At 44.9% G+C, this 20,773-nt stretch carries 20 protein-coding genes and 1 tRNA gene; 15 read left to right on the top strand and 6 right to left on the bottom strand.

Features of this window, described 5'->3' with window-relative positions:
* Nucleotides 1–5 precede the first annotated feature (5 nt).
* The 4 genes from ACMXYO_RS04705 to ACMXYO_RS04720 all read left to right on the top strand — a co-directional run bounded on the left by ACMXYO_RS04705 (nt 6) and on the right by ACMXYO_RS04720 (nt 3,613).
* Nucleotides 6–293, top strand: a complete 288-nt coding sequence (locus tag ACMXYO_RS04705; protein ID WP_415887363.1) for an HlyU family transcriptional regulator — start codon at nt 6–8, stop codon at nt 291–293.
* A gap of 320 nt (nt 294–613) precedes the next feature.
* On the top strand, nt 614–1,690 hold the full coding sequence (locus tag ACMXYO_RS04710) for a TRAP transporter substrate-binding protein (RefSeq protein ID WP_415887364.1): 1,077 nt from the start codon (nt 614–616) through the stop codon (nt 1,688–1,690).
* Nucleotides 1,691–1,773: 83 nt separating this feature from the next.
* Nucleotides 1,774–2,310, top strand: coding sequence for a TRAP transporter small permease subunit (locus ACMXYO_RS04715; protein WP_415887366.1), 537 nt, complete (start codon nt 1,774–1,776; stop codon nt 2,308–2,310).
* Nucleotides 2,311–2,323: 13 nt separating this feature from the next.
* On the top strand, nt 2,324–3,613 hold the full coding sequence (locus tag ACMXYO_RS04720) for a TRAP transporter large permease (protein WP_415887368.1): 1,290 nt from the start codon (nt 2,324–2,326) through the stop codon (nt 3,611–3,613).
* A gap of 113 nt (nt 3,614–3,726) precedes the next feature.
* On the opposite strand, the gene ACMXYO_RS04725 is transcribed toward ACMXYO_RS04720, so the two are convergent.
* Nucleotides 3,727–4,590 (bottom strand): DUF4922 domain-containing protein, encoded by an 864-nt coding sequence (locus ACMXYO_RS04725; RefSeq protein WP_415887370.1) that lies wholly within the window; start codon nt 4,588–4,590, stop codon nt 3,727–3,729.
* Nucleotides 4,591–4,663: 73 nt separating this feature from the next.
* Between ACMXYO_RS04725 and ACMXYO_RS04730 the strand changes: the two genes are divergently transcribed.
* From ACMXYO_RS04730 to ACMXYO_RS04750, 5 genes are all read left to right on the top strand, one after another.
* Complete coding sequence (locus ACMXYO_RS04730; protein ID WP_415887371.1) at nt 4,664–6,019, top strand: cache domain-containing protein; 1,356 nt, start codon at nt 4,664–4,666, stop codon at nt 6,017–6,019.
* A 19-nt stretch (nt 6,020–6,038) separates the two neighbouring features.
* A complete protein-coding gene (locus ACMXYO_RS04735) occupies nt 6,039–6,683 on the top strand; it encodes a response regulator (RefSeq protein ID WP_415887372.1) in 645 nt (214 codons plus the stop codon).
* 336 nt (nt 6,684–7,019) lie between these two features.
* Nucleotides 7,020–7,096 (top strand) — tRNA-Val (locus ACMXYO_RS04740).
* A 469-nt stretch (nt 7,097–7,565) separates the two neighbouring features.
* On the top strand, nt 7,566–7,856 hold the full coding sequence (locus tag ACMXYO_RS04745) for a hypothetical protein (protein ID WP_415887373.1): 291 nt from the start codon (nt 7,566–7,568) through the stop codon (nt 7,854–7,856).
* A 329-nt stretch (nt 7,857–8,185) separates the two neighbouring features.
* Nucleotides 8,186–9,601, top strand: a complete 1,416-nt coding sequence (locus ACMXYO_RS04750; protein ID WP_415883841.1) for a xanthine/uracil/vitamin C permease — start codon at nt 8,186–8,188, stop codon at nt 9,599–9,601.
* A 78-nt stretch (nt 9,602–9,679) separates the two neighbouring features.
* Here ACMXYO_RS04750 and ACMXYO_RS04755 read toward each other — a convergent pair whose 3' ends face one another.
* Nucleotides 9,680–10,579, bottom strand: coding sequence for a diguanylate cyclase domain-containing protein (locus tag ACMXYO_RS04755; RefSeq protein WP_415887374.1), 900 nt, complete (start codon nt 10,577–10,579; stop codon nt 9,680–9,682).
* A gap of 211 nt (nt 10,580–10,790) precedes the next feature.
* Here ACMXYO_RS04755 and ACMXYO_RS04760 point away from each other — a divergent pair, with 211 nt between their 5' ends.
* The 6 genes from ACMXYO_RS04760 to ACMXYO_RS04785 all read left to right on the top strand — a co-directional run bounded on the left by ACMXYO_RS04760 (nt 10,791) and on the right by ACMXYO_RS04785 (nt 15,668).
* A complete protein-coding gene (locus tag ACMXYO_RS04760) occupies nt 10,791–11,555 on the top strand; it encodes a substrate-binding periplasmic protein (protein ID WP_415887376.1) in 765 nt (254 codons plus the stop codon).
* Nucleotides 11,556–11,823: 268 nt separating this feature from the next.
* Nucleotides 11,824–13,047, top strand: a complete 1,224-nt coding sequence (locus ACMXYO_RS04765) for an OprD family outer membrane porin (RefSeq protein WP_415887377.1) — start codon at nt 11,824–11,826, stop codon at nt 13,045–13,047.
* Nucleotides 13,048–13,420: 373 nt separating this feature from the next.
* Nucleotides 13,421–14,122, top strand: coding sequence for a DUF1538 family protein (locus ACMXYO_RS04770; protein WP_415888071.1), 702 nt, complete (start codon nt 13,421–13,423; stop codon nt 14,120–14,122).
* Nucleotides 14,123–14,902 (top strand): DUF1538 domain-containing protein, encoded by a 780-nt coding sequence (locus ACMXYO_RS04775; RefSeq protein ID WP_415887378.1) that lies wholly within the window; start codon nt 14,123–14,125, stop codon nt 14,900–14,902. It begins immediately after the preceding gene.
* A gap of 14 nt (nt 14,903–14,916) precedes the next feature.
* Nucleotides 14,917–15,267, top strand: coding sequence for a P-II family nitrogen regulator (locus tag ACMXYO_RS04780; RefSeq protein WP_415887379.1), 351 nt, complete (start codon nt 14,917–14,919; stop codon nt 15,265–15,267).
* Nucleotides 15,264–15,668, top strand: coding sequence for a CBS domain-containing protein (locus ACMXYO_RS04785; RefSeq protein WP_415887380.1), 405 nt, complete (start codon nt 15,264–15,266; stop codon nt 15,666–15,668). The genes ACMXYO_RS04780 and ACMXYO_RS04785 overlap by 4 nt, the downstream gene beginning before the upstream one ends.
* Nucleotides 15,669–15,741: 73 nt before the next feature.
* On the opposite strand, the gene ACMXYO_RS04790 is transcribed toward ACMXYO_RS04785, so the two are convergent.
* The 4 genes from ACMXYO_RS04790 to ACMXYO_RS04805 all read right to left on the bottom strand — a co-directional run bounded on the left by ACMXYO_RS04790 (nt 15,742) and on the right by ACMXYO_RS04805 (nt 20,525).
* Nucleotides 15,742–17,097 carry a class II 3-deoxy-7-phosphoheptulonate synthase gene (locus ACMXYO_RS04790; protein ID WP_415887381.1) on the bottom strand — a complete coding sequence of 452 codons (1,356 nt, stop codon included), beginning with the start codon at nt 17,095–17,097 and terminating at the stop codon, nt 15,742–15,744.
* 279 nt (nt 17,098–17,376) lie between these two features.
* The gene (locus tag ACMXYO_RS04795) at nt 17,377–18,291 is read right to left on the bottom strand and encodes a LysR family transcriptional regulator (protein WP_415881872.1); all 915 of its coding nucleotides are present in this window, start codon (nt 18,289–18,291) and stop codon (nt 17,377–17,379) included.
* Between the two features lie 111 nt (nt 18,292–18,402).
* Nucleotides 18,403–19,308, bottom strand: a complete 906-nt coding sequence (argF, locus tag ACMXYO_RS04800) for an ornithine carbamoyltransferase (RefSeq protein ID WP_415887383.1) — start codon at nt 19,306–19,308, stop codon at nt 18,403–18,405.
* Nucleotides 19,305–20,525: an aspartate aminotransferase family protein gene (locus tag ACMXYO_RS04805; RefSeq protein ID WP_415887384.1), complete on the bottom strand. Its 1,221-nt coding sequence runs from the start codon at nt 20,523–20,525 to the stop codon at nt 19,305–19,307. Before ACMXYO_RS04805 ends, argF begins: the two co-directional genes overlap by 4 nt.
* Nucleotides 20,526–20,773: the final 248 nt, after the last annotated feature.

A 20,773-nucleotide genomic window follows, 5' to 3' on the forward strand; every position in this document is an offset into this window, starting at 1 on the left:
TTTAAATGTCTCTGATTAAAAAAATCAGCGAGTTGTTCACAGCCAATAAAACAGAACCAGAAGCGACGAGCAGTTGTATCGAGGTGGAATATAACGGCTATATCATCAAGCCTATGCCGATATCAGAAGATGCGGGGTATAGAGTCAATGGTGTGATCGAAAAGGGCGAGCAGTCTCATCGCTTTATCCGTGCAGATGTTTTGATGGATGAAACTCAGTGCGCGGATGAAATGGTGCGTAAAGCCAAGTGTATGATTGATCAACAGGGCGATACGATTTTTACTAATGCCTGAATAACAGGCCTAGAGAGCTGATTTTTATATGGTTTCTAGCCTTCTTAGTGGATACGCAACGTATCAGAAGCTAAGTTATAGTAGAAGTTTTTCTACGTACTACTACGTACGCCATCTAAGTAATCTATCTAGTACTTATGCGCATTTATCCCAATATCGGGTTATGACATGCTGTGTAAGACTGTAAGGGCTAGCATGGCTATAGTTTTAGCGATGTTGCCGGTGGTCGGAGTGGATTGAACAGGAGATTTTATTCAGTTGCGACCACACTTATACGACGGTTAGTAATCGCGTTTTATAGAGAGAGGATGATAATAAAAATGTTCAAAATGACTTTTCCTAAGCAGTTAATCACTGCAGCTGCATGTACTGCAGTACTGGCTACGCCAGCAATGGCTGCTGACAAAGTATACAAACTTAAAATGGCAGAAACTTGGCCAACTAACTTCCCAGTTTTTGGTGACGCGACTAAAAACATGGCTAAGCTGGCTGAAGAGATGTCTAACGGCCGTCTTAAAATCCAAATCGATTCTAAGAACAAGCACAAAGCACCATTTGGTGTTTTTGATATGGTGCGTTCTGGTCAGTACGATATGGGCCACTCTGCGTCTTATTACTGGAAAGGTAAAGTACCTAACACGTTGTACTTCACTACTATGCCTTTCGGTATGACTGCACCTGAACAGTACGGTTGGTTCTATTACGGTGGTGGTCAGGAACTAATGGACGAGGTTTACGGTAAGTTCAACCTAATGTCCTTCCCTGGTGGTAACACAGGTAACCAGATGGGCGGTTGGTTCCAGAAGGAGATTAACTCTCTAGACGACCTTCAAGGCTTGAAAATGCGTATCCCTGGTTTTGCGGGTGAAGTATTGGCTAAGCTAGGTGCGAAACCAACTAACATCCCAGCGGGTGAGCTTTACACTGCACTTGAGCGTCGTACTATCGATGCACTAGAGTGGGTAGGTCCTTCACTTGATCTACGTATGGGTTTCCACAAGATCGCTCCTTACTACTACACAGGTTGGCATGAGCCTGCGACTGAACTTCAGTTCCTAGTGAACAAGAAGAAGTTTGAGCGTCTACCAGCTGATCTACAGCAGATCTTGAAAACAGCAATGCGTACTGCGGCTTACGACATGTACATCCAGTCTTACCACGATTCTGCGGTTAACTGGGATAGCATGAAGAAAGAATTCCCGAACATTCAGGTTAAATCTTTCCCAGCTGAAGTTATCAGCGCAATGCGTAAAGCTAACGATGAGTTGCTAGCTGAAAAAGCTGCTGCTGATCCACTAGCTAAGAAAATTCTTGAGTCTCAGTCTGCGTACATGGAAAAAGCACGTGCATGGACAGATATCTCAGATAAAGCTTACCTAAACAGCTTGTCTAAGTAATCGAGTCGTAAGAACCCCCTCGTTGGTGCTCTGGACATTGTCCCGATCCGGGGCACCAACTTCTTAATCTTCTAGGAGAAATCATGTTTCTAGTGAGACTGGAGCAGGCGATCAACAGCTTTTCCGATGTGATGGGCAAGATCTCTGCAGTTTTGTTTGTATTAATGCTGTTCAATGTCTTTATCGACGTTGTAATGCGCTATGTCTTTAATGATGTCTCCATCGGGATGCAAGAATTAGAGTGGCACCTATATGCAGCGGTATTTATGTTAGGTGTTTCTTACACGCTAAGGGTCGGCGGCCATGTACGTGTAGATCTTATTTATGAACGTTTGTCAGCTAAGACCAAAGCTATGATCGATATGCTTGGTTGTGCCTTTTTGCTATTTCCGTTCTGTGCTCTCGTTGGCTGGTACGGTATCGATTTTGCGCGTGAATCATTTGAATTAGGCGAGACTTCGGGTGACCCGGGTGGTTTGCCATATCGTTGGATTATCAAATCCGTTATTCCTTTTGCGTTCTTTGCAATGTTAATTAGCGGTATCGGTTTGTTCCTTAAATCTTTAAACATCTTCTTGGGCAACACCAAAGAAGATCATTACCAACCACCACAGCACTAAGGGGCGTTTAGTAATGATTGGTATTATTATGTTTGTTGTGGCGCTGTTGATGCTGCTTGTCGGCTTCCCAGTTGCCTTTACCTTTGGTGGTGTAGCGCTGTTCTTCGGTGTGTTTGCCGAAGGCGCAGAAATGTTCGCCTTTATGCCGTTCCGTATTCAAAGCATTATGGAAAACACGGTATTGATGGCAGTTCCTCTATTTATTTTCATGGGTATCGTTTTACAGAAAACTCAGTTGGCTGAGCAGTTGCTTGAGTCTATGGGTAAACTGTTTGGCGGTGTTCGCGGTGGCTTGGCAATCTCTACAGTATTAGTAGGTGCGTTGTTGGCGGCTTCTACCGGTGTAGTAGGTGCATCTGTTGTAGCAATGGGTTTGATCTCGCTACCGGTAATGTTGAAGTACAAATACGACAAGTCACTTGCCTGCGGTACTATCTGTGCGTCGGGTACGCTGGGTCAGATTATTCCGCCATCGATCATCCTAATTATCTTGGGTGACGTACTAGGTATCCCTGTAGGTGACTTATTTAAAGCAGCGGTAGGCCCAGGTCTAATGTTGATCGGTATCTACGTTGTTTACATCCTAATCTACAGCTTTGTTAAGCCAGAAGCTGCGCCAGCACTGCCTTTAGACGATGATGTGGATTCTAAGCGTGAACAATATATCAAAGCGCTTAAAGCGATCATTCCACCACTAGCGTTGATTCTGATCGTACTTGGTTCCATTTTCGCAGGTATTGCAACGCCAACCGAATCTTCTGCACTAGGTGGTGTAGGCGCGATGGTATTAGCTGCTATGTACCGCCAGTTCAGTTGGAAGATGGTTCTTGAGTCTGCAACTGAGACCGTAAAAGTTACAGCGATGGTATTTGCGATCCTGTTGGGTGCGACAGCCTTCTCTATGGCGTTCACTTACACAGGTGGTGACTACATTGTTGAGGAAGTTCTATCTGATTTACCAGGTGGTGCTCAGGGCTTCTTGATCCTATCTATGCTTGCGATCTTGATCCTAGGTTTCTTTATCGACTTCGTAGAGATCAGTTTCATCATCGTACCGATCTTGGCACCGGTTGCTGATGCACTAGGTATAGCGCCGGTATGGTTTGCGATTCTAATCGCGATGAACCTACAAACAAGTTTCTTAACTCCGCCATTTGGCTTCAGTCTGTTCTACCTCAAAGGTGTTGCACCGCCGAGCGTACAGACAATGGATATCTATAAAGGTGTTATGCCTTTCATCCTGATGCAGGTAGCGGTTGTTATCTCAATCCTAGTATTCCCAGGATTCTATGGTTTGGCGTAAGACGGTTGAGTGGCCGTTATCACTCTTCTCTCTGGGCGGGTAACTGCCCAATTAATGGTTCATTCCCATTTGCCCCGTTTATCGGGGCGCTTTTTTGTCTGGGGTTAGCTGTTTTATACAAGTAAACCGCTAACTTCTGACAGCGCTTTGCAAAGCCCTTGTCGCGTAATTAGCTCGGCTTGGGCTTTATCCTTTACCAAGATAGATCCCACAAAGGCTAGCGCATTCAGAGAAATACCTTCAAAGGATTCCTGCTTACGTGGCACCACCATCATCCACTTATGAGTGAGTAGAAGATTGTGTGGCGGCACGGTTTTATCACCCGAGCTTTCCAGTGATAGTGTCGTGCGCAGTCGATCATACAAATGCTGTAATTGAGTTGCTGAATCTTCAGGCGTGTCCCCGTCGAAGAGATCATTTGGCAAAGCTAAGGCGGCATGTTCGAAGGGGAGGGAATCTAACTTCCTTGGTACTTCATCATGAAGTTGCTCAAACTGTGGGCTAAAGGTGATTAGATCAGCTGCGTTTTCATCTAACTGGATTAACTGTAGATGTTTGTGTGGTTGGCTAGCACCGGCTTCGGCTGAGCTATTATAAAAAGCGAGCGCAGGGCCTTGGGTTAAGCATTGATATAAAGCGCTAAAATCATCGAGCGAAAGCAGAATGTTTTGCTGCTCAAAGTGATTGGTTACTAACAGCAGGTGCTGCTCTAAGACATTAAACTTGTTCAGCAATAACTTATGATTATTACCCACAGGGCCAACATAAAGACTCGGTTCGTGGGGAAGGAAAGGGTTATTATTTGATGTCGCTGAGTTGGCGTTGGCCTTCTCTTTTAAGCTGGATAATTGCCTTAGCTGGAACTGTAGTTCGCCTTCTTTAACCTTATGTGATGAGGTTGTCAGGCTCTTTAACTCGCCGCGGCGAGATGCCGATGTGTAAAGTACTTCAGCCTTTGACCATAGTGAGAAATCCATGGAGTGTTATACCCCGCATCCTTTATACTGGAACCTTAACTATCAGCCGAAATGATCAGGAAAGCTAGTACCAATGAAACGGGTTACAGCCTCTTTAAAAACTAAAATCCTACTGCTTTCCATTTTGCCACTAGTGATGGTAACTGTGGCTGTTACCATGATCAGCTTGACCCAAGCCAAGCATCTCTCTGAGCAAGAGATTCACACTTTCGAAGAAAACTTACTGCGCTCTAAGCGCCAAGAGCTACAAAACTACGTAGAGCTGGCGATGAACTCAATTGAGCATATCGTTAAAGATGCTCAGCCGGGTGATAAAGTTGCTGAAGAAAAAGTTAAGAACATTCTCGATGGCCTGACCTACGGAGAAGATGGTTACTTCTTTGTCTATGACCGTCAGGGAGTCAATTTGGTCCATCCGATCCAGCATGAGTTGATCGGTCAAAACCTGATGGACCTCAAAGATGAAAACGGCAAAATGGTGATTCGAGATCTCATCGAAGTGGCGAAAAAAGGCGGTGGTTTTTACCGCTATGTGTGGAAAAAGCCCTCTAAGGGTGATCTAGAAGATAAGCTCAGTTATGTGGTCGAGATCCCCAAGTTTAACTGGATGATGGGCACCGGTTTATATATCGATGATATTGCCAAAGAGGTTGCCTCAATCCGGCTTAAAGTAACCCGTAATATTCGTAATACCTTCTTTACCGTTGTGGTGATTTTGGCGGGCACAATCATCGTGATTGCCTTAGTGGGTATCGCAATCAACATGCATGCTTCCCAGCTTGCCGATAAACGTTTACGTGAACTTGCTCATAGCTATGTGCAGTTCCAAGTGAGCCAACGTCGTAACTTTGCCAGAGAACTCCATGACGGTATTAACCAGTTAATGGTATCGGTCAAGTTTAGATTGGAGCTCGCGAGAGATAAGTTACTCAAACAGGATGAATCGGCCGCCAACGATCTGAACAAAGGCTGCGACGTCCTTAATATGGCGATCCAAGAAGTAAGACGTATCTCCCACGATCTTCGTCCTATACAGCTTGATGATCTAGGCTTAGAGTCAGCACTACACAGTATGATCGCGGATTTCTCAGAGCGTACCGGTATACAGACCAATATTCGTTTAGAACTGCCAGAACAACGACTACCTGATGATATTGAAATCACCATGTATCGTATCGCCCAAGAAGCGCTGACCAATATTGAAAAACACGCAGAGGCTACTCAAGTAGGGCTGCGCATTTGGTCGCGAGAAGGGTATATTTGGGTCGAAGTAACGGACGATGGTAAAGGGTTCTCTCCAGGGAAGACAGCTTCAGGCATCGGCTTACTTAATATGCGAGAACGTACCGAACTGTTAAGTGGACGTTTTGGGGTGAAAAGTAAAATAGGGGCAGGTACGCGGATTCGTGCAGGGTTTACAATTCTTTAACTTGAATACAGTGGATAATATGAAAATACGTGTCGTGTTAGTAGATGATCATCCATTAGTGTTAGATGGCATTAGTGCACGTTTAGAAGGTGAAGAATCACTGGAAGTGGTAGGCATGGCCAACGACGGCAAACAGGCACTTAAGCTCGCTGCGGAAGTGAAACCAGACGTCGTGCTTATGGATGTCTCCATGCCTGTGATGAATGGCTTTGAAGCAACCGAACGATTCCGTGAAGAACAACCTGATATCAAAGTGCTGATCCTTAGTATGCACGATGATCGTGAATATATCGTTAAACTGATCAAATGCGGCGCTGCTGGTTATGTTTTGAAAGATGTCTCCTCAGAAGAACTTATCTCTGCTATCGAAACCATCTACCGAGGCGGCACTTACTTTAGCTCCGGCGCATCGCAAGCACTGTTCAGCCAGTTTGAACAAGCGGCGTCTGTTGCAGTTGAAGAGGAACAAGAGCCATTAACGGGCCGCGAGAAAGATGTACTTAAGCTGGTGGCTGAAGGCAACAGCAATAAAGAGATCGCACGCGAGTTAGATATCTCTGTTCGCACAGTAGAAACTCACCGTCAAAATATCAAAAATAAGCTCGATATCCACACCGCTGCAGGCCTAACGCGTTACGCGATAGAGAACAACTTGGTGGATTAAGTAGTAAACACAATATTTATTAGAGCTATGTAAGTGGTTGCCTATGGACCGCTCCTGACTGAAAAATACCTCTATATAGAGCTATAGCCCAGTTGGTTAGAGCGTTACCTTGATATGGTGGACGTCGGCGGTTCGAGCCGAGCGCAGCGAGACCACATCGGAGCCAGCGACGATAGCCCCGAAGGGGGAGGAGCGGAGCGACGTATAATCTGCTTGGTCTTATTCACCGGTCCGAAAGGGTTATTATCCCTTTATTTACTTTTTGCTGCTTGATCCAAGCAAGTGGCTGCGTATAATACGCCAACACCTGCTCGCAACTTATCGCGATACAGATATAGGACTATAGCTCAGTTGGTTAGAGCGCTACCTTGACATGGTAGAGGTCAGCAGTTCGAATCTGCTTAGTCCTACCAAGATTTAAAGAAGCCCTCACTTGTTGCGGGCTTTTTGCATTCTGCGATATGTGAATCCTAGGACAGATGAGAATCGAACGTAGAGAGATAACGTCGGAGCCCGCGACGACGGCCCGAGGGTGAGGCGCGGAGCGACGAATAACTGCTGAAGGCATTCGAGCCGAGCGAAGCGAGACCACATCGGAGCCTGCGACGTATAATCTGCCTAGTCCTACCAAGATTTAAAGAAGCCCGCACTTGTTGCGGGCTTTTTGCATTTTACGGCATACCATCCTTGAGCGAGCTCATAAATCCGTTGTTGCAACCCTGTCTATAATGATTGAGATAGTGAATTAGATATTATGCGAGCTGAAGTATGGGTTATAACCCGCATGGTCATTACGAGTTATGGGTTGAAGGCACGACTTTATTTGCCAAAGTAAGCGGCTCATGGAATATGGAATGTGCGCAGTAGTTTGAAAAGGAATTTATGGCATTAGCGCAGCACTTTTCAGGTGGATGGGGGCATATTGTTTGCCTAAATGACTGGGAGTTAGGAACCTTAGAGGTTTCGGAAGTCATTGAGCGGTTAGTCGAGTGGTGTATTGTAAATGGCCTTGAAAGAGCTGCGAATGTATATCAGCCTTCTGCCCTGAAACATGCTGTTATAAATAAGATGATTGTTTCTGAGCAGGATGGTTTTGTGCGTGCTGCTTTTGACAACTTACAAGATGCAGCTGACTGGCTGACCGAAGAGGGTTTTCCTACAGCTATAGAGTAAGTTTTTGATATTAATTTGTGCCCCTTTCTAAGACAGACATTCAATCTTTATTGTTTTGCATCGCCGAAAAAAAGCCGAATATTCCCGTATTTTCCCTGCCTTTTTACCCGAAAATTAAAGATCTGTATGTATTTGTAATCTTTTGAAACATTCTGTTTTTATTTGTAACGCTTTGTTTTAATTGGGGAAAACCCTAATACTTTAGGGGTGATTTTTTACTAAAGTAGAATGCTCTAATATCGCTTACTGCGTTGCAGCAAATTATGGTGGCTCCACCTAGGTCAGGATGAACGTTTTCTGATCAAAATTAACGCAGCAAGGTGGATAAAATGGCACTGATAAAAAGAAGTCATGGAGCTGAGCACCCGTATTGGGGGTTCGGGCCATTCAAAATTCGACTACCGCTAGTGCATTACCGTTTAGAGACCCCAGAGATCATTCAGGGTTTGGTGATGTTCGTTGTAGGTTTGGCAATGATTCCATTACTGGAGAAGTATTTGGGTATGCCGTACGAAGCTGCCCTTGCTTTCACGTTTATTGCTGGCCTTGGTTATATTCTTCCGGCCTTACTGGGTGTACCTCTGGTTCCGGGCTGGATTACACCGGCGATTCCAGTGGTCATTCTTTACCTTAATGGTTTTGAACCTGGTCCTGAAGCGATCAAAGCGATGTTTGCTTTGCAGATTGAGGTGACACTGATATTCCTTATCTTGGGGGCGACAGGTTGGGGCTCTAAGTTGGTTAATGTTATCCCTAACTCCCTGAAAGCCGGGATCATCATTGGGGCGGGTATTGCTGCGATGATGGGCGAACTTAAGGTAGGTGGCCGAATTGATGCGACGCCGGTCTCTCTTATTGTTGGTTCGATTATTTCTGCTTACGTACTGTTTTCTCTTTCGTTTAAAAACGTGATTGATTCCAATCCATTAGCCAAGAAAATTGCTAACTTCGGTATGGTACCGGGCATGTTGATTGCGATGGTTGTGGGTTGGTCTGTGGGCGAATATCCACTGCCTGCAATTGAATGGGGTATCACTCAACCTGATTTCGCTTTGATGGCTGAGTACTTAGTCTTTGCTGTTGGTTTCCCTGATTTGGATGTTTTCCTCTTAGCTATTCCGACTGCCATTATTGCTTACGTAATCGCTTTTGGTGACATCATTGTTGGTTTTACGCTGGTAGATCGTGTTGACCATATTCGTGACGATGAGAAGATTGAATCTAGCGTAGACCGTGTTCACTTAGTAACTGCGATCCGTAACGGTATTCACGCTTTCTTTGCGCCATGGCCGGGTCTGGCAGGGCCTTTATGGACTGCTGCACACGCAACGGTTGCTGAGCGTTACGCGATGGGCCGTAAGGCGATGGATTCTATCTATAGTGGCGGTGGTACGTTCTGGATCACGGGTTTGGTCGCGCTGTTCATCTTACCTCTGGTAACTCTGTTTAAGCCTGTTTTGCCAATCGCGCTATCGCTGACCTTGGTGCTGACGGCTTATATCTGCATCATGGTAGGTATGGAACAGTTGAAGAACCCTACTGAGCGTGGTGTTGCGGGTATTGTTGCGGTAACACTAGCGATGCCTGATCCAAAATCTACAGTGTATGCGGTAGGTATTGGCTTGATTTTGTACTTCCTGATTGAGCGTCCAAAACTAATGGGTAAACACAATCCTGGAGACGAGGTCATATTTGCCGATGGCGATGATGCTCAGCCGAAACAAAAGGAAAAAGAGATAGCTTAAACCATATAGGTTTTAGAGCCCGATTGTTTGATCGGGCTTTTTTATAGTAAGTCCTACGAAAAATACAGAACATAACGTTTAAGCCACCTGCACTTGGTTTCTGCCTTGTCTCTTTGCTTTGTAAAGTGCGTCGTCTGCGGCTTTCAATAAAGTGAAGATATCTGTGCCATGGTGAGGGTAAAAAGCAAGTCCTGCACTCGCGCTAAGTTTGATGGTTTGTGATTCTATATGGTAAGTATCATGAAGCGTTTCAACACTACGGTGGAGTGAAGATATGGCATTCTGCATTGTTTCTAGATCTTCTAAAACAACAACAAACTCATCACCGCCTAAACGCGCCACTGTGTCTGAGCTGCGGCAAGAATGCATAAGCCTTTCCGCCATCAGTTTCAATACTGAATCGCCCACGTGATGACCGTAGGTGTCATTAACGGGTTTAAACTCATCTAAATCTACAATAGCGACACCGATCAACTGGTTATGCGCTTTTGCTTTTTCAATAGCTTCACCCAGCCGTTGTTCGAGTAGAGAGCGATTAGCTACTTGGGTTAGGTGATCGACGCGGGATAAACGCAGGACTTCTTGCTCTGCTGCTTTTCGCTCCGTTATATCGGTGGCGACTATGCCTGTCGCAAATATATTTCCTTCCGAATCGGTGATGGGGAATTTAATCGACAGGTAGTCACGAATTTGACCATCCACTGGAGCCTTCTCTTCTACGGTAATGACTTCCTTTTTCTCGATCACTTGTAAATCAGCTTGTCGAAAAGCTGTAGCAATATCTTCGGGGAATATTTCGTGATCGGTTCTACCGCAGAAGCTATGTTTTTCTTCATGGAATAAGCGGGAATATTCTTGATTAACATAGAGGTAACGACCATCTAAATCTTTCGCAGCAATAACCGCTGTAGCGTTATCTGCGATCGCTTCAAATAGGTTTAGCCGTTGTTGTAGTTGCTCCAATTCAGGTTTTTCCACGCGCTACCCTTATTCTTTGAACCTTAGATAAGCCTAGTAGCTGTTTTTGTTGAATGAAAGCTAAAGATTTTTCATGTCATAGTTGGTTCAGTACCCAGCTCGGATCGGGTCTGACAGAGTAAAACCTTATTAGGCTTAGGTGTATTGAGGGCGTCTTTCTTCTGTATTACATTGTAAGTCTTGATGTATGTTTTGGACGACGATATCTCAAATGCTTAGGTTGATTTTCACAGCTACCTTCCTACTTTATTGCTCTATTGGGTTAGCCGCAGAAAAAATTGTGATCGCTGCTGATCGCTGGTGTCCTTTTAACTGTGAAGCTAACGCGCCTTTACCCGGTTTTATGATTGAAGTGGCTACTGAAGTTTTTGCAGAGAAGGGGATAGAGGTTCAGTACATAGAGATGAACTGGTCTCGTGCTATTCAGGAAGCGAAGAAAGGACATATCAATGCAGTAGTTGGTGCCTTTAAAGGCGATGTGCCGGGGTTTGTTCTACCTGAGCAAGAGTTGGCAATTTTGGGGAATACCTTTTTTGTACATAAAGATTCGAATTGGCAGTATCAAGGGGTCGAATCGCTTCAAGGCCATCAACTAGCTGCTATTAGTGGTTACGATTATGGCGATGAATTGCGGGATTATATTCAGAATAATAGCTCCGATAGTGTGACTATGTTAGGAAGCGAGCAGCCCCTTCATCGAGGTATACAGATGCTTTCTTTAAAGCGGATCGATATGCTGGTCGAAGCCGAACCTGTTTTTTGGTACACCGCGAATCTGCTTAATAAGGCTGATCATTTTAAAGTCTCGGGTAGTGCAAAAGAGTTTGAAAAGTCCTATATCGCGTTTTCTCCGGTTATAGATGAGTCTCAGGAATACGCTCAGATTCTTTCCGATGGAATAGAGCGATTACGCAAGAGCGGTCAGTTACAGGAAATACTTTCTAAATACAGTATGACTGATTGGCGAGAAGAATAGTTAGATGCGCTTTGAAAGCGCTATTTGATGCTGCGAAGGACTGTAAAAGTTAGAAAAAGTTCCACCCTTCATGGTGTATTAACCTAAAAAACACCAGCGAAAATGATATTAAAATGACGAAAATTGTCATTTTTGATGGATTCCTCTGCGAACGCACCAGTTTCGAGCGTTAAACCCTGCAAACCCGAAAATTACAAAGAAAAAGCCTGCCTTTATTTTCTTAAAATAGCCACCTTCGCAAATAATAACTCAGGTTTGTTACATTATTATGTTTCAGAAAAAACTAAGCGTAGCGGCTCTGGCATTCGGTGCAGTAGCTAGCGGCTCCAGCATCGCAGCTGAAGCGCAAAATGACGGTTTTAAAGTTGATTTAGGTTTACGTACTTTCTACATGAACCGTGATTTTGATCAGGGTATCCCAGACACTATTGCTGCGGGTCAAGCGTTCAAACTAGACGTTGCTTCTCCATACTTTGGTGGTTTCGTTGGTTTTGATGCAACTGTTACTGAAGTTGTAGCTTTAGAAGACGATAAGACAGTTAACACTTCTGACGTGTTGGCAACTGGCGGTAAAGGCTACACTGCGGTTGAGAATCTATACGTTAAACTGAAACCTCTGGATAATGTAAACATCCGTGCAGGCCGCATGGTAATGATGACGCCACTACTCAACGATCTTCAGTCTCGTCTTTCTGCACCAAGCACACAAGCTATTTACGGTGACATCGCTCTAGACAACCTGAGCCTATATGCATTCTACTCTGACGAAGCTTCTCGCAACACTGACGAAGGTTTCCAGAAGTATGAAGCGAACGGTGAAGACTACGACATCACTTCCGTAGGTGGTACTTACAAATTTGCTAACGGTGCGAGCATTGAAGTTCAGCACGCTGTTGCAGATGACTACAAGAAGCAGTCTTGGTTCAACGTAGCTTACCCAACTAAGATGGGTGAGTACGATGTAACACTAGACGCGCGTCACATGCGCGGTTCTGACGACGGTATCCTGTTGGCTGATTACGACAGCAACCTAACTAGCTTAACTGCTCGTTTCGCTAAAGGTGACTGGGCGTACACTGTGAACTACCAGACTGTTGGTGGTGACGACGGTTACAACATCAAGTGGGACGGCAGCGGCACTGAGCGTAATGACGACTCTCAGTACTTCACTTACGGTGCGGTTCAGCTACTAGACTTCGATGCTGATGATGAGCAATCTCTACAGTTCCGTGTAGATTACGATATGCCATCACTTCCTGGTCTTCACCTAATGGCGCGTCACACTCAGTCTTGGGATGTTGACTACGCTGGTGGTACAGACGGTAAGCGTCACGAAACTAACTTCGACGCTAAATACACTGTACAAAGTGGTAAAGCTAAAGATCTAAGCGTACAGCTTCGCGTATCTCACGTGAACGGTGACGTAATTCAGGGTATTGGTCGTGTAAACGATATCCGTTTGATCTTGGATTACCCAATCAATCTTCTTTAAGCATTTTCCCGCTTGAGAACGCAGGGGCCTTAGGGCTCCTGTTTTTATTTTCAGCTATAAATTGTGTATGGCATTAAGCAGCACCATTGATTCGAGCTTTATTCAAATTGCTGCGCATTTTTAAATTAGTTTGCTCGATGAAGGAGCGATGTCTAACTCTGATGGTCTGATATTTTTATATCTGTGGGTGCTTTATTAAGCCTGCACATTGCTCAGTATTGCTGATTTGTACTTTTTAGATGTCATTCTAATCCCTTTTTTGATATAGGTCCTTTACACCCACTTCTATACCTCTTAATTTAGATATAATTAATCCTTAATATTCAAGAGGATATCTAAGTTGCACGCAGGTGTTCTTGCTTTAGGTCGATCCATGCTAGGTAGCTTGAGAGACTTGGCGCCTATTGTTTTAGTGATCGCATTTTTCCAAATTGTTGTCTTGCAGCAGTCTGTTCCAGATTTCTTCGGTTTGATCACGGGGTTGTTGTGTGTTGTCGCTGGTCTAACTTTCTTTATCTATGGCTTAGAGATGGGGCTTTTCCCAATAGGGGAGAGCATGGCACACGCTTTTGCACGTAAAGGTAGTGTTTTTTGGTTGTTAGCATTTGCCTTTAGTCTAGGATTCGGTACCACAGTGGCGGAGCCCGCATTGATAGCTGTGGCAGCTGAGGCGGCCAAAGTCGCCGCTACGGGCGGGATGATTGAAGCAACTGAGCAATCCCAATTAAGTTACGCTTCAGGCCTTCGTTATACTGTTGCCTTTTCTGTTGGCTTGGCCATTGTTTTAGGTGTTTTACGCATCCTTAAGGGGTGGTCAATTCAATATATGATTATTGCAGGCTATATGCTTGTCGTGATTATGACAGCTTTTGCACCCCGTGAAATTATCGGAATTGCCTATGATTCTGGCGGTGTTACCACTTCTACAATTACGGTTCCTTTGGTAACGGCATTAGGTGTCGGACTAGCTTCATCTATTGAAGGTCGAAACCCAATGATAGATGGTTTCGGTTTGATCGCTTTTGCTTCTTTAACACCCATGATCTTTGTGATGGCTTATGGGATGGTGATCTAAATGGAGCTACTGTCTCAATTTATCGAGATCACCCTGACTACAATTAAAGATGTGATTCCAATCGCAGTCATTATCTTTGGTTTTCAGATTGCTGTAATTCGAAGACGCATTGCTAACCTACGTAAGGTGTTGATTGGTTTTGGGTATGTGATTGTCGGTTTAGCGCTTTTCTTGTTGGGGTTAGAAAAAGCACTATTTCCTATTGGGCGTTTAATGGCAGAACAACTGACCGATCCTGAGTTTATTCGTAGTTGGAGTGGTTCTGTATCGGACGCGCTGCAATGGCAAGATTATTTCTGGGTTTATATCTTTGCCTTCGCGATTGGAGCGAGTACGACAATTGCAGAGCCTTCTCTGATTGCTGTAGCCATTAAAGCGCATAAGGTTTCCGGTGGTGCGATTGGTGTTTGGGGGCTGCGTATAGCGGTTGCTATAGGGGTTGCTGTAGGTATCTCTTTAGGCACTTGGCGAATAGTCACAGGGTATCCTATTCACTGGTTTATTATCGCGGGTTATATCGTTGTTGTTATACAAACCTGCTTTGCACCAAAGATGATAGTGCCTTTAGCCTATGACTCGGGTGGGGTAACAACGTCGACGGTTACGGTGCCCCTTGTTGCGGCTTTAGGTCTTGGTTTGGCTGAAACAGTACCTGGTCGAAGTGCTCTGATTGATGGTTTTGGTTTGATTGCCTTTGCTAGTTTATTCCCAATGATAACGGTAATGGCTTACGCACAAATTTCTGAATTTCGCACTAAGCGTGCGAGAGCAACTGGCTGACAAAAGAGGCAGATATGCATTTCAAACTGTTAGTAGTGTTTGTAGAAGATTCAAAAACAGATGATGTAATGAAAGCAGCACGTGAAGCAGGTGCTACAGGTGCAACAGTTATCAACAATGCGCGTGGTGAAGGTGTAGATAAATCGACGACGTTCTTTGGTTTAACCTTAGAAACGCAACGCGATGTTATATTGTTTATCGTTGAGGAACATCTCAGTCGAAAGATCCTAGAAACAATATCAGAGGTCGGCGAACTTGATGAGAAGCCTGGGCGTGGGATCGCGATCCAGCTTGATGTAGAGGATGCCGTTGGGATATCTCACCAAGTCGCTAAATTAGCGAATATTGTGGAGGAGGAGTTATGAGTGCACAGCGTAAAGTCGTACGAACCTGCGATGTGATGACGGATGAGTTCGCTATGGTTGACGGCTTAATGACAGTCAACGAAGCACTGAAAATTTTCCAAGAGCAAGATGCGCGTGTATTGATCATCAATAAGCGTAATGATGATGACGAATTTGGTTTGTTATTACTATCGGATATTGCAAAGAAAGTCGTTGCGAAAGACCGCTCTCCTGAGCGTGTGAATGTTTACGAAGTGATGGCGAAGCCTGTTATCTCCGTTGATCCACATATGGATATTCGTTACTGCACGCGTTTGTTTGAGAACTTTGGTTTAGCGCATGCACCAGTGATTGATAAAGGGCACGTTATAGGGGTGGTGAGTTATTGCAGTATTGTGCTGAAAGGGTTGTTGGAAAATTAACCTTTCTAACCAGCTCAGGTAAGAAAAAGCCCGTCATTCATTGGACGGGCTTTTTTGTTCATCAGAGGCAAGATTAAGCTCTTGCTGCTTTCAAGGTATCAGCAATTAAGAAGGCGAGTTCTAGTGCTTGCTCGCCGTTTAAGCGTGGGTCGCAATGGGTATGGTAGCGATCCCCTAGATCTTGCTCGCTGATCATGTAAGCACCACCAATACATTCTGTTACATTCTGGCCTGTCATTTCGAAATGTACGCCGCCTGCGTGAGTACCTTCTGCTTTGTGAACTTCGAAGAAGCCTTTCATCTCACACAGAATAGAGTCAACACTACGTGTTTTATAGCCGCTGGATGCTTTGATTGTATTGCCATGCATTGGGTCAGAGCTCCAAATAACTTGCTGACCAGATGCTTTAACAGCACGAACTAAGCTTGGAAGGCATTCGGTGATTTTATCTGCTCCCATACGAGCAATCAGAGTAATACGACCCGCTTCGTTTTCTGGGTTTAGCGTTTCCAAAAGTTGTTCTAGATCTTCAATTTTTGTACTTGGGCCGACTTTAATGCCAATTGGGTTCTTAACGCCGCGCAGGAACTCTACATGAGCATGATCTGGCTGGCGCGTACGATCGCCAATCCATAGCATGTGTGCTGAACAGTCATACCAGTTGCCGGATAGGCTATCTTGACGAGTTAGCGCTTCTTCATAGCCTAGTAACAACGCCTCGTGGGATGTGTATAGCGATGTTTCATGCAGTTGCGGGGTGTTTTGCGCGGTAATGCCACAAGCTTCCATAAAACGCATGGTTTGATCGATCTGATCCGCCAAATCCTGATACTTGTTACTCAGCGGGCTATTAGTCACAAAGCTTTGGTTCCAAGCGTGGACTTGTTGTAGATCTGCAAAGCCGCCTCGAGAAAAAGCACGGAGTAGATTCAGTGTCGATGCGGCTTGATGGTAAGCCGTCACTAAACGTTCAGGATCTGCCTGCCTAGCGGATTCAGTGAATTCAATGCCATTGACTATATCTCCACGGTAGCTAGGTAGTTCAACACCGTTAGCTGTTTCCATGTCGCTGGAACGGGGCTTAGCGTACTGTCCTGCGATACGGCCAACCTTAACAACAGGGCAGCTAGCAGAGAAGGTCATGACAATGGCCATCTGCATCAGTACTTTGAAAGTATCGCGAATTTTGTCTGCATTGAATTCGCTGAAGCTTTCTGCACAGTCACCGCCTTGTAGCAAAAATGCTCTGCCTTGCGCTACTTGGGCTAGATCGGTTTTTAGCTGATTGATTTCGCCTGCAAATACCAAAGGTGGCATTTGGGATAAAGTGTTTTCGGCTTTGTTTAACGCAGCTGCATCAGGGTATTGAGGCTGCTGAACAATGGGTTTATCTCTCCAGCTTGAAGGAGTCCAAATCTTTGTAGTCATGTGTTTTTCCTGCTTCCTTACAGCACTAATACGTATTTGGGCTGTAGGGCGAATAATCTGGGTAAAAGCGCAAGCAATGCTTGCTGAAACAAAAGATGTGATACGGCCTGTCAGTTATGTGCAGGTAGCACTAAACCCACAGACCTAGATAAAGTAGGACTGAGAATAAAAGGCAAGAGCAGAAGAGTCTGCTGATAGTTGTTTTAGGAAACTCGCAGGTGCGTTATTCACTGTAAACTTCGTGTATTCTCAAAAATGTTACAGTCAGTATAAAGGTAATTAAGCTGTCTTTATACCTGTTAGATTACGGAAGGATACATCTTTTGCGGTATTAAGGAAATCCACCATAAACTCAGCGTCTTTTTGATCTTCACGGATCGCGGCATAAAGCGTACACCAAACACCTTTCTCGCCTAAAGGTTTGGAAACAATGTAATCGCGCTGAATATACTCGTGCATAGCCCAATTGGGTAGGGCGGCTACACCGCGTCCACTAGCAATCAACTGCATCATCATTACCGTTAATTCTGCTGTGCGTATTGCGGCAGGCTCAACACCAGCTTCGTCTAGGAAGTGATTGAAGATATCTAGGCGTTGAGGTTCCACTGGGTAAGTGATCAACGTTTCTTGAGCGATATCTTCAGGGTGAATAAAACGTCTCGCCATTAATCGATGTTGCTTACTGATTGCTAAACGCGATTCGTAAGTGAACAGCGGTATGTAAGCTATGCCATTGCGAGGTTCAGGGTCAGCTGTAATAACTAAATCTAGATCGCCGCGAGCAAGGGCTGGTAGCGGTTGAAAGCTAAAGCCGCTTGAAAGGTCTAGTTCTACTTCTGGCCAGTGCTGACGGAAGTGGTCGATTGTTGGCATTAGCCAATCGAAACAGCTATGGCATTCAATACACAAGTTTAAACGCCCAGCTTCGCCGCCTGCGAGTCGCCCTATGTCGCGTTCGGTATTGCGTATCATAGGGAGTATTTCATCTGCTAGTGTGAGTAAGCGCTGACCTGCACTAGTGAAACAGATAGGCTTGGTTTTACGGATAAACAGAGAGCAATTGAGGCGATCTTCAAGATCTTTGATCTGATGAGAAAGAGCTGATTGAGTCAAATGGACGCGTTCTGCTGCTTCGACCAAGCTGCCTGCATCTCTTAAGGCAGATAGTGTTTTCAGGTGGCGCAGTTCAATCATCGATTCTTTCTCCGTTCAGGCTCGTTTAACCACGGTAATAGGCAGTATAGTACGCCCGAGCGATAAAGAGCAGGTAAGCAGCAAATACACTGCTTACCTGTTATCGGATTGCTATTTTACCAGTAGGAACTCGAGTAGAGCTTTTTGTGCGTGAAGGCGGTTTTCTGCTTCGTCGAAGACTACAGAGCGTGGATCTTCAAGCATATCTACACTGATTTCTTCTCCGCGGTGAGCAGGAAGGCAGTGCATGAATAGGGCATCTTTGTTGGCTTGGTCCATCAGTTCTGGCGAAACTTGGAAACCTGCGAATTTTTCTTCGCGCTCCTTCTGTTCCTCTTCCTGACCCATAGATGCCCATACATCAGTCACAATAAGATCGCTACCTGTAACAGCCTCTTCAGGGGAGCGAGTAATGAATACGCGATCCTTATTGATTTCGACTAGATTCATATCTGGGTCGAAGCCTTCTGGGCAAGCGATATTTAGTTTGAAATCAAACTGACGTGCTGCATTGATGTAGGAGTGACACATATTGTTGCCGTCACCGATCCACGTCACCGTTTTGCCTTGAATATCGCCGCGATGTTCAAAGTAAGTCTGCATATCAGCTAGTAGCTGACATGGGTGGTATTCGTCAGTCAGGGCATTGATAACCGGTACAGAGGAATTGGCAGCAAACTCTTCTACAAGCTGGTGGCTGAATGTGCGGATCATCACCACGTCGACCATACTTGAAATCACTTTAGCGCTGTCGCTGATCGGTTCACCACGTCCAAGCTGAGTGTCGCGAGGCGAAAGAAACATTGCGTGGCCACCAAATTGTGCCATTCCCGCTTCAAAAGAAACGCGTGTACGTGTGGACGATTTTTCAAAAATCATCGACATCACTTTATTTTTAAGCGGTTCGTAAACTTCACCACGATTACGGATCGCCTTCAGTTCACTTGCGCGTTTAACTAGGGTGCGTAGTTCTTCAGAAGATAAATCGAGCAGGGTTAAAAAATGTCTAGTACTCATTGTTCTCTACGTTCGTCTGCAGGGCTCGAGTCTTGGCTGATTGGATCGCGCTCATCAGCCGCATATACGCGAATAATTTGAGATAGCGTATTAACTAATAGATCAGCTTCGCTATCTGTCATGGTTAATGGAGGTAGTAGGCGTACAACTTTGCCACCGCCAGTAATATTAAGAAGAATGCCTTTAATTTTGGATAGGACAGCTAACTCAGTACCTGCTTCGCCCAATTGGATTGCGATCAGTAGGCCCTTGTTACGTATCTCTTCAACATAATCAGTATGACCAAGCTGTTCCTCTAAACCTGAAGTAATGCGGTTGCCAAGTTCAGTAGCACGATCACATAGATTTTCATCGATGATTGTATTCACAACAGCTAATGCAGCAGCGCAAGACAGTGGGTTGCCACCATAAGTTGAACCGTGAGTGCCTGCGATCAAAATGCCAGCTGCTTTACCGCGTGCAAGGCAGGCACCAATCGGTATGCCGTTACCTAAGCCCTTAGCTGTAGTTACAACGTCCGGCAAAATATCGTTATGCTGGTAAGCAAAGTATTTACCTGAACGGCCATTACCTGTTTGGACTTCGTCCAGCATCAATAGCCATTCGTTAGCATCACAGATGTCACGCAGTTTATTCAGATAATCGTCAGCAGGGATTTGGATGCCTGATTCACCTTGAATCGGTTCAGCTAGGATTGCAACGATATTAGGGTTGTTAGCTGCAATTGTTTTGATAGCTTCGATATCGTTGAAGGGCGCGCGTACGAAGCCGCTAACGAGAGGCTCAAAGCCTGCTTGAGCAGCACGGTTACCTGTTGCACTTAATGTTGCCATAGTACGGCCATGGAAAGAGTTTTCCATGACGATAATCGCAGGGTTCTCGATGTTTCGAACGACATGACCATAACGGCGAGCAAGCTTAATCGCTGCTTCATTTGCTTCAGCGCCAGAGTTGCCAAAAAACACATTGTCCATACCTGAAATGTTAGTCAGGCGGTCGGCAAGTTGCTGCTGATTTGGAATGGTGTACAAATTTGACGTATGTAATAGCTTGCTTGCTTGATCACAAATAGCATGAGTTACGGCTGGGTGTGAGTGGCCTAAACCACATACAGCTATACCGCTGAGCGCATCAAGATATTTATTACCGTCAGTATCATACAACCAGCTGCCTTCTCCGCGTTCGAACGCTACGGACAACCGGTTGTAGGTAGTCATAATCGATTCTACAGCCATTATTTTTATCTTCCCTACAACGCAAAAAGGCAGCCAAAGCTGCCATTTAAAGGACGAATAATAGGCAGCTTTGCGGCTTTTCGCAACAGTTTTACTGGATAAATTTGCCTTGCTTTGGGAAATGGGGGATTGAGCTAAGAATCATTACTTAGAATGGCTAATTAATTTTTTTTATTAACTCTATAAAGAAAAGCAAATATACATTGTCAGAGTAAAATGGTCGGATATGT

The sequence above is a fragment of the Neptuniibacter sp. QD37_6 genome (assembly GCF_047778085.1).
Classification (GTDB): domain Bacteria; phylum Pseudomonadota; class Gammaproteobacteria; order Pseudomonadales; family Balneatricaceae; genus Neptuniibacter.

Coding starts and splice junctions, on each gene's coding strand:
- ACMXYO_RS04705 (WP_415887363.1), top strand. CDS start 6: ATGTCTCTGATTAAAAAAATCAGCGAGTTGTTCACAGCCAATAAAACA.
- ACMXYO_RS04710 (WP_415887364.1), top strand. CDS start 614: ATGTTCAAAATGACTTTTCCTAAGCAGTTAATCACTGCAGCTGCATGT.
- ACMXYO_RS04715 (WP_415887366.1), top strand. CDS start 1,774: ATGTTTCTAGTGAGACTGGAGCAGGCGATCAACAGCTTTTCCGATGTG.
- ACMXYO_RS04720 (WP_415887368.1), top strand. CDS start 2,324: ATGATTGGTATTATTATGTTTGTTGTGGCGCTGTTGATGCTGCTTGTC.
- ACMXYO_RS04725 (WP_415887370.1), bottom strand. CDS start 4,590: ATGGATTTCTCACTATGGTCAAAGGCTGAAGTACTTTACACATCGGCA.
- ACMXYO_RS04730 (WP_415887371.1), top strand. CDS start 4,664: ATGAAACGGGTTACAGCCTCTTTAAAAACTAAAATCCTACTGCTTTCC.
- ACMXYO_RS04735 (WP_415887372.1), top strand. CDS start 6,039: ATGAAAATACGTGTCGTGTTAGTAGATGATCATCCATTAGTGTTAGAT.
- ACMXYO_RS04745 (WP_415887373.1), top strand. CDS start 7,566: ATGGCATTAGCGCAGCACTTTTCAGGTGGATGGGGGCATATTGTTTGC.
- ACMXYO_RS04750 (WP_415883841.1), top strand. CDS start 8,186: ATGGCACTGATAAAAAGAAGTCATGGAGCTGAGCACCCGTATTGGGGG.
- ACMXYO_RS04760 (WP_415887376.1), top strand. CDS start 10,791: ATGCTTAGGTTGATTTTCACAGCTACCTTCCTACTTTATTGCTCTATT.
- ACMXYO_RS04765 (WP_415887377.1), top strand. CDS start 11,824: ATGTTTCAGAAAAAACTAAGCGTAGCGGCTCTGGCATTCGGTGCAGTA.
- ACMXYO_RS04770 (WP_415888071.1), top strand. CDS start 13,421: ATGCTAGGTAGCTTGAGAGACTTGGCGCCTATTGTTTTAGTGATCGCA.
- ACMXYO_RS04775 (WP_415887378.1), top strand. CDS start 14,123: ATGGAGCTACTGTCTCAATTTATCGAGATCACCCTGACTACAATTAAA.
- ACMXYO_RS04780 (WP_415887379.1), top strand. CDS start 14,917: ATGCATTTCAAACTGTTAGTAGTGTTTGTAGAAGATTCAAAAACAGAT.
- ACMXYO_RS04785 (WP_415887380.1), top strand. CDS start 15,264: ATGAGTGCACAGCGTAAAGTCGTACGAACCTGCGATGTGATGACGGAT.
- ACMXYO_RS04790 (WP_415887381.1), bottom strand. CDS start 17,097: ATGACTACAAAGATTTGGACTCCTTCAAGCTGGAGAGATAAACCCATT.
- ACMXYO_RS04795 (WP_415881872.1), bottom strand. CDS start 18,291: ATGATTGAACTGCGCCACCTGAAAACACTATCTGCCTTAAGAGATGCA.
- argF (WP_415887383.1), bottom strand. CDS start 19,308: ATGAGTACTAGACATTTTTTAACCCTGCTCGATTTATCTTCTGAAGAA.
- ACMXYO_RS04805 (WP_415887384.1), bottom strand. CDS start 20,525: ATGACTACCTACAACCGGTTGTCCGTAGCGTTCGAACGCGGAGAAGGC.